9 protein-coding genes are annotated in these 14,882 nt (G+C 38.6%); 6 read left to right on the top strand and 3 right to left on the bottom strand.

What is annotated here, in order from left to right:
* Nucleotides 1-150: 150 nt before the first annotated feature.
* A complete protein-coding gene (galE, locus tag CV014_RS07545; protein ID WP_236141472.1) occupies nucleotides 151-1,149 on the bottom strand; it encodes a UDP-glucose 4-epimerase GalE in 999 nt (332 codons plus the stop codon).
* A 242-nt stretch (nucleotides 1,150-1,391) separates the two neighbouring features.
* Here galE and CV014_RS07540 point away from each other — a divergent pair, with 242 nt between their 5' ends.
* Both CV014_RS07540 and CV014_RS07535 read left to right on the top strand, forming a co-directional pair.
* Entirely contained in the window at nucleotides 1,392-2,069 is a 678-nt protein-coding gene (locus CV014_RS07540; protein ID WP_236141471.1) for a hypothetical protein, read from the top strand.
* Between the two features lie 171 nt (nucleotides 2,070-2,240).
* Nucleotides 2,241-3,992 (top strand): ABC transporter ATP-binding protein, encoded by a 1,752-nt coding sequence (locus CV014_RS07535; protein ID WP_236141470.1) that lies wholly within the window; start codon nucleotides 2,241-2,243, stop codon nucleotides 3,990-3,992.
* On the opposite strand, the gene CV014_RS07530 is transcribed toward CV014_RS07535, so the two are convergent.
* Nucleotides 3,968-4,141, bottom strand: coding sequence for a hypothetical protein (locus tag CV014_RS07530; RefSeq protein ID WP_236141469.1), 174 nt, complete (start codon nucleotides 4,139-4,141; stop codon nucleotides 3,968-3,970). The two genes, CV014_RS07535 and CV014_RS07530, sit on opposite strands and share 25 nt — an antisense overlap.
* Nucleotides 4,092-4,244 (bottom strand): hypothetical protein, encoded by a 153-nt coding sequence (locus CV014_RS07525; protein ID WP_236141468.1) that lies wholly within the window; start codon nucleotides 4,242-4,244, stop codon nucleotides 4,092-4,094. The genes CV014_RS07530 and CV014_RS07525 overlap by 50 nt, the downstream gene beginning before the upstream one ends.
* Here CV014_RS07525 and CV014_RS30350 point away from each other — a divergent pair.
* From CV014_RS30350 to CV014_RS07505, 4 genes are read left to right on the top strand one after another with little or no spacing between them, the layout of a single operon-like run.
* On the top strand, nucleotides 4,232-6,484 hold the full coding sequence (locus tag CV014_RS30350; RefSeq protein ID WP_236141467.1) for a substrate-binding domain-containing protein: 2,253 nt from the start codon (nucleotides 4,232-4,234) through the stop codon (nucleotides 6,482-6,484). The genes CV014_RS07525 and CV014_RS30350 overlap by 13 nt on opposite strands.
* Before the next feature lies 1 nt (nucleotide 6,485).
* Nucleotides 6,486-6,632, top strand: coding sequence for a hypothetical protein (locus CV014_RS07515; protein ID WP_236141466.1), 147 nt, complete (start codon nucleotides 6,486-6,488; stop codon nucleotides 6,630-6,632).
* 14 nt (nucleotides 6,633-6,646) lie between these two features.
* Nucleotides 6,647-7,162, top strand: coding sequence for a phage tail protein (locus CV014_RS07510; RefSeq protein ID WP_236141465.1), 516 nt, complete (start codon nucleotides 6,647-6,649; stop codon nucleotides 7,160-7,162).
* A gap of 11 nt (nucleotides 7,163-7,173) precedes the next feature.
* A complete protein-coding gene (locus CV014_RS07505; RefSeq protein WP_236141464.1) occupies nucleotides 7,174-14,880 on the top strand; it encodes a hypothetical protein in 7,707 nt (2,568 codons plus the stop codon).
* Nucleotides 14,881-14,882: the final 2 nt, after the last annotated feature.

The following is a 14,882-nucleotide window of genomic DNA, read 5'->3' as shown; positions in this document are numbered from 1 at the left end:
TAGTCATTAGTCATTAGTCATTACTCATTACTCATTACTCATTACTCATTACTCAGCACTCAGCACTCAGCACTCATTACTCATCACCGGCTAAACGCCGCGCTTCCGCTAACAGCATCTCCCATGCCCCAGTCCCCAATCCCCAGTCCCCTACTTATGCCTTCCCAGATGCCATTGCCAGGCGTGGGTGACGATATCTTTAATGTCTGGGTATTGGGGTTGCCAACCTAAGATTTTTCGGGCTTTTTCGCCGCTACCAATGAGGCTGGGGGGGTCTCCTGGGCGGCGATCGCATTCTACTATGGGGATGGTTAGTCCTGTGACTTGTTCGGCGGCGGCGATGACTTCACGAACTGAGAAGCCTTGACCATTACCTAAATTAAATACGTCGCTTTCGCCACCTTTTAAGAGATATTCCAAGCCTAAAATGTGGGCATCGGCTAAATCGTTAACATGGATATAGTCGCGGATACAAGTCCCGTCGGGTGTGGGGTAATCTGTACCGAAAATAGAGATGGATTCGCGCTTACCCAAGGCTGTGAGGAGTACCAAGGGGATAAGATGGGTTTCGGGGTTATGGTCTTCACCTAATAACCCTTGGGGGTGTGCGCCAGCCGCATTGAAATAGCGGAAACGCACAGATTTCAAACCGTAAGCTACATCAAAATCTGCTAAGATGCGCTCAACCATTAATTTGGTAGTACCGTAGGGATTGATGGGATTTTGGGGATGATTTTCGGGAATCGGTACTACATCGGGTACACCATAGGTGGCACAAGTGGAAGAAAAGACAAATTTCTTAATAGATGCTGCCTGCATGGCTTCTAAAAGCACTAGTGTTCCGACAACATTATTGCGGTAGTATTTGGCTGGGTCGGTCACAGATTCGCCTACATAAGCGTAAGCGGAAAAGTGCATAACGGCGGCAAAATTGCGACTTTGAAATAAATTATCTAATAGGGCGCGATCGCTCGTATCACCAATAATGAGTTCGACTTGTAAAACTTGTTCTACCAAGTCACGGTGGCCATAAACTAAGTTATCGAGTATTACCACGTCATAACCTGCTTGTTTGAGAGCTAAAACGGTGTGTGAGCCGATATATCCTGCTCCCCCCGTGACCAAAATACTGGGTTTTCCAGGTGACATAGTTTTTCCTCTTGAGTGACAACTAATCAATTAATCAATTTAGTTCACCGACGTACCACATTCCTAATCTGGAAAATTATAAATATTAGACGCAGTGGCAAAAAATTGCACTAAAATCACTACGACGGTAGTCATTGGTGTGAGGGTCGGGATATTTTAAGTCAAATTACCGTTGACGACAAAATAAATCCACTTTAAGAAACCTCTAGGCTTACCGCAAAAGGAGATTTGAGTGTAAATCTATGTTTGAACTTTTAAGTCGGGTCTTGGTGTGGTTACTGATTGGAACTATCGCTTACACGTTGTTTCAGAAGTTTTACCCCACAGGAACTTTTGTAGGGCGGACAGTTTTCGTCATCATTATTGTTGTGATTGCTTTGTCATTCATCAACCCTAATGAGCCAGCCGTCGCATCATTGTGGAGGTTAATATCATTCCCTCTCAAACCATTGGGAGCGTCAGTGTTAATGTTAATGTTTGCGGCACAAAAAATCAAAGCCGGTGGCATTGATAAACCGGCAGGGTATTTAGTAGGTTGGTCACTAGCAATTTTACTTTTATCCAGCACACCGGCGATCGCCTACTTTTTGGTCAGAGCGCCCTTAGTCCCTCAAGAAGCAATGATTCCTCGTTCTGAGTTAGTCGCATCACAACCGGAAACAATTGTGGCTTCACAGGTTACAGATGTCACCGGAAATGGCATTTTACCCAGTTCTAGAATCGGTCAGACAGATTTAGCATTCAATTACTGGCAAACCCAAATTCCCCCTTACCTAATGCAGAATCCTCAACAAATCAGAGAACGAGGCCTACGGATAGAAGATTTTGTACCTAGTGCCGAAACACTGCAACTTACAACCCAAGTTTGGGAAAGTTATCTCAATCAGGTTTACACTTTCTTGCGTGGTCGTCGGGGATAGAAGCAATAGTCAATCGATACTATGTATACTGAGGGCTGGATTGGGGATTGGGCATCGGGGACTGGGGATCGGGCATTGGGCATCGGGCATTGGGCGCGAGGTTGAATTTCTTCCCCTGCTTCCCCTGCTCCCCCTGCTCCCCCTGCTTCCCCTGCTTTCTGCCTTACTTCCATGCAAAAATCTCGGCGAATTGCTAAAATCGGTGCTTATCTACGTCCCCACTTGCGAGATGCGACGTTGGGGATTTTGGCTTTGTTGTCTGTTAACGCATTAGGTGTTTATATTCCTTGGTTAATTCGTGCTTGTATTGACCAAATTGCTCAGAACTTTAGCTGGCAGGAAATACTCCGTTATGTTGTAATCATTGTTCTACTCAGTTCGGCGATGTGGTTGATTCGCATGGCTTCGCGCCTGTGGATATTTGGCGTAGGGAGACAAGTAGAATTTGACCTCAAACAAAAGATTTTTGAACATTTACTGCAATTAGAGCCAGCTTATTTTGCCACTAATACTATTGGTGATTTAATTAGCAGGGCTACTAGTGATGTAGACAATGTGCGGCGGTTGTTGGGTTTTGCGGTGTTAAGTTTAAGTAATACAGTGTTTGCTTATGCCTTAACACTGCCAGCAATGCTAGCAATTAGCGTCAATCTCACATTGGCTGCTATTGCGATGTATCCTTTTATGTTTCTGCTGGTGCATTTATTTAGCAATCATTTACGTCAGAAACAAGCCACAGTCCAAGAGAAAATCTCTGATATTAGTGAACTCATTCAAGAAGATATGAGTGGCATGGCTTTAATTAAAATCTATGCCCAAGAAACAAATGAACGTCGAGCCTTTGCTCAAAAAAATCAAGAATTATTACAAGCAAACTTGGGATTAGCGAAAATTCGCAATACTTTGTTCCCCTTGATTGGTGGTTTAGCGGGGTTAAGTTCACTCATCATTATTTGGTTAGGAACAGCACAAATTACAACTGGTAATTTGGCAGTTGGTGATTTTTTGGCGTTATTAATTTATGTAGAAAGACTAGTTTTTCCCACAACTTTGTTAGGTTTCACTATTACCTCTTACCAACGGGGGGAAGTGAGTATAGACCGTTTAGAAGCGATATTTAGTGTCCAACCCAAGATAAAAGATAATCATGATGCCATTCATTTACCCTTAGCTGAAGTCAAAGGGGAATTAACCGCGAAAAATTTCAGTTTTAGTTATCCAGGCGCAAAGCAATCAGCTTTAGAGGGGATTAATTTTACAATTCATTCTGGGGAAACAGTCTCAATTGTGGGGGCTATTGGTTCAGGAAAGTCTACTTTGGCTAATGCTTTACCGCGATTGTTAGATATCGCCCCAGGACAGTTATTTTTAGATGGGGTGGATATTACTAAGATAGCTTTAGCTGATTTACGCAGTGCGATCGCCTATGTACCTCAAGATAGCTTTTTATTCAGCACTACCATCAAAAATAATATCCGCTACGGCAACCCAGAAAGCGACCTATTAAATATAGAATCTGTGGCTAAATCAGCCCAAATTCACCCAGAAATCATGAACTTTCCCCAACAGTACGAAACTATTGTAGGGGAAAGGGGAATTACTCTATCTGGCGGTCAGCGACAACGCACAGCTTTAGCAAGGGCAATGTTAGTTAATGCACCAGTGTTAATTTTAGATGATGCCCTTTCGAGCGTAGATAATCAAACTGCTACCCAAATCCTCAATCATTTAGCCAGTGGTGCAGGACGCAAAACCGTAGTATTTATCACTCACCAACTTTCGGCGGCGGCAGCAGCTGACCGAATTTTCGTCATGGATAAAGGTAAAATCGTCCAAGTAGGCAATCATCTAGAACTGATGCAGCAAGAAGGAATGTATCGCAAACTCTGGAGCCAGCATCAGGTAGAAGAACTATTGAGATAGGGGCATAGGGCATAGGGCATTGGGCATGGGGCATAGGGCATAGGGCATAGGGCATAGGGCATAGGGCATTGGATATATAATCTACCTTGTCCTCCTTGTCTACTTTGTCCCCAGTCCCCAATCCCCAGTCCCCAGTCCCCAATCCCCAATCCCCACCCTAGCGGAAAGTCTAATGGTCATCGCCGCCAAATCAGGGTAATATGCGATGCCAGAAGCGCGATCGCTAGGGGTTTTTAGTTGTGGTTTATGCACAAATCAAAGCCAAGTTAACTGGACTTTTTCCCCAGTCACCAGGGGTAGAAGTTACTAATAATGCTGTTGTTTCTGGGGAAGTGACTGTTGAACCACAAATTCCTTTGGGGGTTGATGAGGTCTATCGGCGTTATGTTTGTGAGAATAGCAACCCTTTAACTTGTGCATGGACGCAAAAAAGCCTGGAACAAGACCCCACGGCGAAACAATGCCTTAATTGCGGTTTTCCGGCGATTTTACCCCCCAAAACTGAAATTCGCGGCTATCGGGGACGATACCGCATAGATGGCTTTTTGGGAGGACGGGGAATGGGACGCTTGTACCAAGGTGTGCAGCTTGCAGACCAGCAGCCTGTGGTCATTAAGGAATATCTTTTACCACAACGGGTTTTTAATCAAGAGGAAACCAGAGAGAAAAAACAGGCTTTTGAACGGTTGGCGGGTTTAAGTTTAGCTGATGGTCGAGTTCAGGATATCCGCTTGATTTTACCTTGGGATGCGATCGCTGATCCCACAGCCGAGCGTTGTTATCTCGTCACCACTGGTATTCAAGATACCTATCCCACTTTGCGGAAGTATCTTCATGAACGTGGTGCAATGAATGAAAACGAGGTTTATCATGTGCTGAACCAAGTTTTGCAAACATTGCAATTTCTCCACGGTCAAAAATTTAGCTTACCTTCTGGGCAAGTACAGCAAGGAATTGCACACGGCAATCTCAGTTTAGATAGTTTGTTATTAATTGCCCATGAACTAGAATTTTTTACCCATGTTTGTGATTTAGCAGTCTGGGAAAATTTATTTGAATTCCCTAATAATAAAAAAAGTCCACCTACATTTACTCAAGATTTAAAAAATTTAGGATATATTGCTTTTTATTTATTATCTGGCAAGACGGTAGACTCCCATAATCAGGCACTTGATCCGAAAATAGAACAGCATTGGCCAGTCGTGAGACAGGAATTTCAGGCTTTCCTGTTTCGCCTGTTAGAACTAGATAAACCATTTATTAGTGCAGAAGAAGCCAGACAAGCACTCATTCAAATTACACCAATTACTCACAATCAAGTTTTAGTTATAGAAGCAGAAGAAGAAACCAAAAGAAAGTTTCATCCTCTTTATTGGTTATTACTAAGTCTTTTAGGTATAGCATTTTTGTCTGGAATTATTTGGCTATTAATCAAAATATTTTATAAGCCAGAAGTTAATACACAAGATGCAGTAGTTTGTTGTTTAAAAGATGTCCCTGGCGTACCTCCAGGTAAATACAATTATACAGGTGAAAAATCTGCTACTTGGAGTTACATTTTACAACAGAGTAATTTAATTTTACAAAACCAAACCTTAGAAGAAAAGCTCAAAGAGAGCCAACCGAAACTGGAAATTAATTATCAACCAGAAGAGAAATTAGAAACCGCGATCGCTCAGGTGCAATCTGGTCAGTATAATTTTGCTGTGACTAATTTAGTTAATCAATTACCACCACAAATGAGATATAAAGAATTTGCCTATGATGGCTTGGTGGTTTTTGTGGCTTTTAGCTACTCTAAACGAGAGCAAAATTTACCTGAACCCTTGCGGGGTCAAATTAGTCTTGAGCAATTGCGAAATCTATACACAGGCAAAATTAAATATTGGAATCAATTAAATCCTCAGTTACCTAAATTACGTGTAAATTTATATATACCTTCAGAAGAAGAAGCAGTAAATATTTTTAAAGAAAGAGTTTTAAAAGAACCTAATGCTATAGATACATTTGAGCGACTACAGAAAATAAATAAACAGCAGGATACATTTACAGATAATGAGCCTATAGTAATTACTCAGTTGAAGACTTTAGAAATGGTGAGGAAGATTTTACAAGATTTTGAAAAAGACGATAAAAAGCTGGGTAGTATAGGTTTTGCGACGCTTAGTCAAGTATTTGGACAGTGTTCCGTATATCCTTTAGCCATCGTAGATGGTAATAAAGAATCCGTACAAGCTTTAGTACAGAATGATACAAATAAACCGATAAATCCCAACACAGACTTATGTGATGATAAAGGAAGTTATAGTCCTAATCTTGAAGTTTTCAAGAACGGAACTTATCCCCTGAGTTATCCAATGGTTGTAGTTTATCTAGGAGATAATAGCCGTCCTCCCATTGGACAAAAATTTGCTGAAATGCTCAAAACGCAAGAAGTACAAAATCTCCTAGAACAAACTGGATTAGTACCTTTACAAAAAAATAATAAGTAATATGAAAGATACAGAAAAACAGATATTACTAGCAAAACTAGCAGGTAAAATTTTAGGCGATCGGCAATTATTAGAAACGCTTGGCGATAGGATTTATGAGTTAATGCTAGAAGAATTACGTCTCAAAAAAGAGCGCAATAGAAATTAATTAAGAGGTAAATAATGACTAATACTGCTCGTGAATTAAATTATGTAACCACTAATAGATTTTATGTAGAAATGGAAAGCAGCATCACTGCTTGCTTTACCGAATGTCAAGGATTAGGTGTGACAGTCAAAACAGAAAAATTCTCCGAAGGTGGTGTAAATGATCAACAAAGAGTGCTGTTGAACCCAGCAGAGTTTTCTGATGTCACACTGAAGCGAGGAATTACTAATGATTTAACATTTTGGACTTGGATGAGTCAAATTTTGAGTAGTGTTGGTGCTAATGCTAAACAACGTCGTAACGTCAATATTTTATTATTTAACCAAGCTGGAGAAATCATGCAATGTTGGACTCTGATTGGTGCTGTTCCTGTTGGATGGAAAGCACCCAGCTTCAGTGCAGAATCCAACACAGTAGCTATTGAAGAATTGACCTTAACCTATGAAGGCTTAAAAGTTGATAAAACTAGAGCAGGTGGTGCATCCATTTTATCAGGCAGAGATAGTGCTGGATACTTTTCTAGTAATTAGATTAATGATTTATGACAGATAAGTTAGCAGCTAATTTTGGTGATTACCCAGAACTAGGAATTAAAAAACCATTACTTCCTCACAAACCCTTGGGACAAAAATTAATCAGTCCTAAATTTTTGTCGCCTTTAGGTTATCAATCTCTATCAAGTTTTGATAATTTAATCTTTTCTGATTTTGAACTGACAGATGATATATCTTCTAATAATTTAAGCACCACACAATTTTCATCTGAATCTCAGCCAGCGAATTTTAAAAAAACAAATTTAAATTTACAAAGATTTCCTGATAACAATAAATTTATCAGTAATAATTATCCAGATAAGTTATTTATTCAAGCACAATTAGAAAATTATCAACCCATTTCCCATTCACCAGAAATTACATCAACAACACCAATAACCTCTGCAACTGAACACAAAGCCATTCAACCACAACTAGAGAATTATTCATCAATTAATAATTCAGAAACATTATCGCCCGATGAAATAATCACATCAAATATCACTAACTTAACACCTGAAACTACGATTGTTCAACCACAAAGAGAAAATCAGCCATCAGTCTCCAATTCCGCAGCAATTACACCAACGACATCAGCAAATTTTGCACCTAAAAACACAGTTGTTCAGCCACAACAGGAACATCATTTATTAGGTTATAATTCAGCAGTATTATCGCAATCAGAAATAATTTCATCCAATACAACTAACTCAACACCTAAAAACACAGTTATTCAACCACAACTACAAAATCAGCCATCAGTTTTTGGTTCATCAGAAATCACATCAACAACATCAACAAATTTTGTATCTGAAAACACAGTTGTTCATCCACAACAGGAACATCATTTATCAGGTGATAATTCAGCAGTATTATCGCAATCAGAAATAATTTCATCCAATACAACTAACTCAACACCTAAAAACACGGTTATTCAAGCACAAAGAGAAAATCAAAAATCAATTTCCAGTTCACCAGAAATCACTTCAACGACACCAACAAATTCTGCAACGGAAATCACATCAACAACACCAACAAATTCTGCAACGGAAACCACATTAATTCAGCCACAACTAGAACATCATTCATCGGGTGACAATTCAGAAGCATTATCGCACTCAGAAATAATTATATCCAATACAACTGACTCAATACCTAAAACTACAGTTATTCAACCACAATGGGAAAATCATTCATCGAGTGATAATTCAGCCGCATTATCACAGTCAGAAGTAATCACATCAAATACCACTAACTCAACACCTGAAACTACATTAATTCAACCACAACTAGAATATCAGCCATCAGTTTCCATATCACCAGCAATCACATCAACAACACCAACAAATTCTGCAACGGAAACCACATTAATTCAGCCACAACTAGAACATCATTCATCGGGTGACAATTCAGAAGCATTATCGCACTCAGAAATAATTATATCCAATACAACTGACTCAATACCTAAAACTACAGTTATTCAACCACAATGGGAAAATCATTCATCAATTGATAATTCAGCCGCATTATCACAGTCAGAAGTAATCACATCAAATACCACTAACTCAACACCTGAAACTACATTAATTCAACCACAATTAGAACATCAGCCATCAGTTTCCATCTCACCAGAAATCACATCAACAACACCAACACATTCTGCACCTAAAAACACAATTATTCAGCCACAACGAGAAAACAATTCATCAGTTGAGAGTTCCGAAAAAATATCACAGTCAGAACTAATAGCATCAAATACTACTAACTCAACACCTGAAACCACAGTTATTAATCCACAAAGGGAGAATCATCCATCGGGTGATAATTCGGAAGCATTATCACAGTCGGCAATAATTACACCCAATACCACTAACTCCACAACTGAAACTACGTTTGTTCAAACACAACGAAAAAATCATCCATCAGTTTCCAATTCACCAGAAATCACATCAACAACACCAACACATTCTGCACCTGAAACCACAATTATTCAGCCACAACGAGAAAATCATTCATCGGGTGATAATTCAGCAGCATTATCGCATTCAGAAATAATTACATCCAATACAACTGACTCAATACCTGAAACTACAGTTGTTCAACCACAACGAGAAAATCAGCTATCAGTTTACAATTCACCAGAAATCACATCAACAACACCAACAATTTCTGCACCTGAAACCACAATTATTCAGCCACAACGAGAAAATCATTCATCGGGTGATAATTCAGCAGCATTATCGCATTCAGAAATAATTACATCTAATACAACTGACTCAATACCTGAAACTGCAGTTATTCAACCACGACGAGAAAATCATTCATCGAGTGATAATTCAGCAGTATTATCACACTCAGAAATAATCACATCAAATACCACTAACTCAAAACCTGAAAACACAATTATTCAACCACAACGAGAAAATCATCTATCAATTTCCAATTCACCAGAAATCACATCAACAACACCAACAATTTCTGCACCTGAAACCACAATTATTCAGCCACAACTGGAACATCATTCATCGGGTGATAATTCAGCAGCATTATCGCATTCAGAAATAATTACATCCAATACAACTGACTCAATACCTGAAACTACAGTTGTTCAACCACAACGAGAAAATCATCTATCAATTTCCAATTCACCAGAAATCACATCAACAACACCAACAATTTCTGCACCTGAAACCACAATTATTCAGCCACAACGAGAAAATCAGCTATCAGTTTCCAATTCACCAGAAATCACAATTATTCAGCCACAACGAGAAAATCATTCATCGGGTGATAATTCAGAAGTATTATCGCATTCAGAAATAATTACATCCAATACAACTGAATCAATACCTGAAAAGACATTAATTCAACCACAACGAGAAAATCATTCATCAGTTTCCAATTTACCAGAAATCACATCAACAACACCAACACATTCTGCGCCTGAAAACACAGTTGTTCAGCCACAACTGGAACACCATTCATCGGGTGATAATTCAGAGGTATTATCGCATTCAGAAGTAATTACATCCAATACAACTGAATCAATACCTGAAACTACAGTTATTCAACCACAACGAGAAAATCAGCTATCAGCTTCCAATTCACCAGAAATCACATCAACAACATCAACAATTTCTGCACCTGAAAACACAGTTGTTCAGTCACAACGAGAAAATCATTCGTCGGGTGATACTTCAGAAGTATTATCGCATTCAGAAGTAATTACATCCAATAAAACTGACTCAATACCTGAAACTACAATTGTTCAACCACAACGAGCAAATCATTCATCGGGTGATAATTCAGAAGTATTATCGCACTCAGAAGTAATTACATCCAATACAACTGACTCAACACCTGAAACTACAGTTGTTCAACCACAACGAGAAAATCAGCTATCAGTTTCCAATTCACCAGAAATCACATCAACAACACCAACACATTCTGAACCTGAAACCCCATTAATTCAGCCACAACTGGAACACCGTTCATCGGATGATCATTCAGCAGCATTATCACACTCAGAAGTAATTACATCAAATATAACTGACTCAATACCTGAAAATACAGTTATTCAAGCACAACGAGAAAATCATCCATCAATTTCCATCTCAACAGAAATCACATCAACGACACCAAAAAATGCTGCGCCTGAAAATACAGTTATTCAGCCACAACGAGAAAATCATCCATCAGTTTCTAATTCACCAGAAATCACATCAACAACACCAACACATTCTGCACCTGAAACCACAATTATTCAGCCACAACGAGAAAATAATTCATCGAGTGATAATTCAGCATTATTATCGCATTCAGAAGTAATTACATCCAATACAACTGAATCAATACCTGAAAATACAGTTATTCAAGCACAACTGGAACATCATTCATCGAGTGATAATTCAGCAGCATTATCGCATTCAGAAATAATTACATCCAATACAACTGACTCAACACCTGAAACCACAATTATTCAGCCACAACAGGAACATCATTCATCGGGTGATAATTCAGAAGTATTATCACACTCAGAAGTAATTACATCCAATACAACTGAATCAATACCTGAAACCACAGTTATTCAACCACAACGAGAAAATCATCCATCAATTTCCAATTCACCAGAAATCACAATTATTCAGCCACAATTGGAACATCATTCATCGGGTGATAATTCAGAAGTATTATCGCATTCAGAAATAATTACATCCAATACAACTGACTCAATACCTGAAAATACAGTTATTCAGCCACAATTGGAACATCATCCATCGGGTGATAATTCAGAAGCATTATCGCATTCAGAAGTAACTACATCCAATACAACTGAATCAATACCTGAAACCACAGTTATTCAACCACAACGAGAAAATAATTCATCAGTTTCCAATTCCCCAGAAATCACATCAACACCAACACATTCTGCGACTGAACGCACAGTTATCCAAGCACAACTGGAAAACCATTCATCAGTTTCCAATTCCCCAGGAATCACATCAATACCAACACATTCGGCGACTGAAAGCACAATTATCCAACCACAATCAGAAACATTATCAAACTCAGAAGTAACTACATCAAACACAACCAACTCAACACCTGAAACCACATTTATTCAACCACAACTGGAAAATAATTCATCAATTTCCAGTTCCTCAGAAATCACATCTACACCAATACATTCTGCGACTGAAAGCACAGTTATCCAAGCACAACGAGAAAATCAGCTATCAGTTGATAATTCAGAAACATTATCAAACTCACCTGAAACCACGGTTATTCAGCCAAAGCTGGAAAATAATTCATCAGTTTTCAATTCCCCAGAAATCACATCAACACCAACACATTCTGCGACTGAAAGTACAGTTATCCAACCACAACGAGAAAATCAGCTATCAGTTGACAATTCAGCAGCATTATCGCAGCCAGAAGTAATTACATCCAATACAACAGACTCAACACCTGAAACCACAATTATTCAACCACAACTGGAAAACCATTCATCAATTTTCATTTCCTCAAAAATCACATCAACACCAACACATTCTGCGACTGAAAGCACAGTTATCCAACCACAACGAGAAAATCAGCCATCAGTTGATAATTTAGCAGCATTATCTCATTCAGAAGTAACTACATCCAATACAACAGACTCAACACCTGAAACCACAATTATTCAACCACAACTGGAAAATAATTCATCAGTTTCCAGTTCCCCAAAAATCACATCAACACCAACACATTCTGCGACTGAAAGCACAGTTATCCAACCACAACGAGAAAATCAGCCATCAGTTGATAATTCAGAAACATTATCAAACTCAGAAGTAACTACATCAAACACAACTAACTCAACACCTGAAACCACAGTTATTCAACCACAACTGGAAAATCATTCATCAGTTTCTAATTCCCCAGAAATCACATCTACACCAACACATTCTGCGACTGAAAGCACAGTTATCCAACCACAACTGGAAAACCATTCATCAGTTTCCAATTCCCCAGGAATCACATCAATACCAACACATTCGGCGACTGAAAGCACAATTATCCAACCACAATCAGAAACATTATCAAACTCAGAAGTAACTACATCAAACACAACCAACTCAACACCTGAAACCACATTTATTCAACCACAACTGGAAAATAATTCATCAATTTCCAGTTCCTCAAAAATCACATCTACACCAACACATTCGGCGACTGAAAGCACAATTATCCAACCACAATCAGAAACATTATCAAACTCAGAAGTAACTACATCAAACACAACCAACTCAACACCTGAAACCACATTTATTCAACCACAACTGGAAAATAATTCATCAATTTCCAGTTCCTCAAAAATCACATCTACACCAACACATTCTGCGACTGAAAGCACAGTTATCCAAGCACAACGAGAAAATCAGCTATCAGTTGATAATTCAGAAACATTATCAAACTCACCTGAAACCACGGTTATTCAGCCAAAGCTGGAAAATAATTCATCAGTTTTCAATTCCTCAAAAATCACATCAACACCAACACATTCTGCGACTGAAAGCACAGTTATCCAACCACAACGAGAAAATCAGCTATCAGTTGACAATTCAGCAGCATTATCTCATTCAGAAGTAATTACATCCAATACAACAGACTCAACACCTGAAACCACAATTATTCAACCACAACTGGAAAACCATTCATCAATTTTCATTTCCTCAAAAATCACATCAACACCAACACATTCTGCGACTGAAAGCACAGTTATCCAACCACAACGAGAAAATCAGCCATCAGTTGATAATTTAGCAGCATTATCTCATTCAGAAGTAACTACATCCAATACAACAGACTCAACACCTGAAACCACAATTATTCAACCACAACTGGAAAATCATTCATCAATTTCCAGTTCCCCAGAAATCACATCTACACCAACACATTCTGCGACTGAAAGCACAGTTATCCAACCACAACGAGAAAATCAGCCATCAGTTGATAATTTAGTAGCATCATCTCATTCAGAAGTAACTACATCAAACACAACCAACTCAACACCTGAAACCACACTTATTCAGCCACAACTGGAAAACTATTCATCAGTCTCCAGTTCCCCAGAAATCACATCAACACCAATACATTCGGCGACTGAAACCACAATTATTCAACCACAACTGGAAAATAATTCATCAGTTTCCAGTTCCCCAGAAGTCACATCAACACCAACACATTCTGCGACTGAAAGCACATTTATTCAACCACAACGAGAAAATCAGTCATCAGTTGATAATTCAGAAGCATTATCCCACTCAGAGGTAAGTACATCCAGTACAACTAACTCAACACCTGAAACCACAGTTATTCAGCCACAACTGGAAAATAATTCATCAATTTCCAATTCCCCAGAAATCACATCAACACCAACACATTCGGCGACTGAAAACACAGTTATCCAAGCACAACGAGAAAATCAGCTATCAGTTGATATTTCAGAAATATCATCCCACTCAGAATTAACTACATCCAGTACAACTAAATCAACACCTGAAACGAATAATATTAAATCTGTAAACAAGAATTATGCGACAAAGATTATTCAAGCGAAAAATACGATAATTCCTGAGTTACCGCAAGCTATCGAAAATATCTCAATCCTCTCACCACTATCTCATCCATCTGGATTAATGACATCTAACTTGGTTGACAACAAATCACAAAATACAAATAATCTTATAGATATTGACCATAAATCACCATCCAAAATTCAGAGAAAACAAAATGAAGGAGTACCAGATTCTTGGTCTAATATTGCTGAGTTAATGGATGGTATACCAGCTATTAGTCATACTAAAAAAATAGTGGTTCAACCTGAAATTGATAAAAAGCAGTGGCAAAAAATTTCACCTAAAAAAAAGCGATCGCCAAACATTTCCCCAAACATAAAACATCATCACCAATCCCCAGTAAACACTGGTTTCTCATCTAAAAATAACTCTAGAAATGATTTAATACAGACATTCTCGAATCCTGCTGAATCACCAATGATACAAATGGTTAAGAATGATTCTGAACAACCAGAATCTAATAATAATTTAACTAAGGACGAAACCGAAAATATAGAAATACTTGCCCAAGAAATATACAAAATACTCCAACAACGTTTAGCAATAGAACGAGAACGCCGAGGTAATAATTATTCAGGACGATTACCTTGGTAAAT

It is taken from the genome of Nostoc sp. CMAA1605 (assembly GCF_021596505.1).
Lineage (GTDB): Bacteria > Cyanobacteriota > Cyanobacteriia > Cyanobacteriales > Nostocaceae > Trichormus.
The sequence above is the reverse complement of the archived record's forward strand: the minus strand, read 5'-3'. Positions and strand labels throughout refer to the sequence as shown.

What these genes read in the sequence shown, in the direction of transcription:
- galE (WP_236141472.1), bottom strand. Translation starts at nt 1,149, where the DNA reads ATGTCACCTGGAAAACCCAGTATTTTGGTCACGGGGGGAGCAGGATAT.
- CV014_RS07540 (WP_236141471.1), top strand. Translation starts at nt 1,392, where the DNA reads ATGTTTGAACTTTTAAGTCGGGTCTTGGTGTGGTTACTGATTGGAACT.
- CV014_RS07535 (WP_236141470.1), top strand. Translation starts at nt 2,241, where the DNA reads ATGCAAAAATCTCGGCGAATTGCTAAAATCGGTGCTTATCTACGTCCC.
- CV014_RS07515 (WP_236141466.1), top strand. Translation starts at nt 6,486, where the DNA reads ATGAAAGATACAGAAAAACAGATATTACTAGCAAAACTAGCAGGTAAA.
- CV014_RS07510 (WP_236141465.1), top strand. Translation starts at nt 6,647, where the DNA reads ATGACTAATACTGCTCGTGAATTAAATTATGTAACCACTAATAGATTT.
- CV014_RS07505 (WP_236141464.1), top strand. Translation starts at nt 7,174, where the DNA reads ATGACAGATAAGTTAGCAGCTAATTTTGGTGATTACCCAGAACTAGGA.